The 1,147-nt window shown below is 36.4% G+C and carries 1 protein-coding gene; it reads left to right on the top strand.

Annotated elements, in window-relative coordinates; genetic code table 11:
• The first annotated feature begins 422 nt into the window (after window positions 1-422).
• Complete coding sequence (locus ACFOHL_RS15650; protein ID WP_376921180.1) at window positions 423-665, top strand: hypothetical protein; 243 nt, start codon at window positions 423-425, stop codon at window positions 663-665.
• The last annotated feature ends 482 nt before the right edge of the window (window positions 666-1,147 follow it).

Genomic DNA, 1,147 nt, shown 5'->3' on the forward strand with positions numbered 1-1,147 from the left:
ATTAGTGCCGCACCATTAAACTTAAATCAGACAGTTGTACAGAACGGTCTAAAATGATCGGTTACATTACAAAGAGTAGTTTTTAAATGCTGTTGCCCTTTGTTTTAAAATTGATGTAATTTAAGATGGCCTCAAGTGAGAAAGACTATACCCGAAGATAAAGATGGTTAATTGCTTAATTGGCTCTACTTATTTTCTCATTAGCAATGTCGCATGTCTGTTCAGAACTCTTCCTTGTGTAAGAAGGGCTTTTTGACTTAACTCAAAAAGCATATCCGAAGTATTGAGCCTTCGCTAATTTTTTATATTCTTAACTCAAAAACTACCTTCATGGGTAGGTTTATTTATTTTTTTTTTGCGTATATTACACACTGAGTCAGTAATCAATGGCTCACCGTACTGTAATTAAAGGAGCAATAGAAATGAGAGAATTGAATGAGAATGAAATAGATGCTGTAGCCGGGGGAGATTGGGCAATGACTCTAGCAACCGGATGGGCGAGTGGAGTTTCGTCAGCAGCAGCAGGAGCATTAATCGGGGGGCCTGTCGGAATATTTGTTGGTTTTGGTGTCGGTTTTTTTGTAGGTACTGGAGCGTCACTTGCTTATAGCGGTGCAACATCAAACAGAGAAAGTCAACGAATAGAAAACTACGATTTAAACTAAATCAATATGATGAAATTAGCTCATCTTAATTCTTGGATTTATAGATAAAGATGAGCTAATGTAAGTACAGTAAGAGTTATTCTAATTAAACTAACATCATTGCAAAAACATCTGAATACGGAGTACTACTTTCTTGAACAACAGCAAAACTACCCAAAAGAACCGAAATTTTATCATTGCATTGCTTTTTGGGTTAACTGTCAGTTTTAGTTGCATTTTAGCCGTCCCATTGCTCTTAATGCATATGTGGGATATTGAGTACAAGCTATATGCTTATATTGCTCCAGGAATAGTCGGTATATGTAGCCTGCTGCTGTTTAAATTGTTGAAGAAAAAACTTGATGCTAAGTAGCCTTATTAATGCAGGAAAACAACCAGAACAGACTATTTTTCGAGTATAAGATGGATTAACACTATTTACTACCCTCTGTGACAGCTGACTTTAAGGCTTTTTTGATGCGTTGCAGATTCAAAAACAGCGG

It is taken from the genome of Agaribacter flavus (genome assembly GCF_042646125.1).
Taxonomy (GTDB): Bacteria; Pseudomonadota; Gammaproteobacteria; order Enterobacterales; family Alteromonadaceae; genus Glaciecola; species Glaciecola flavus.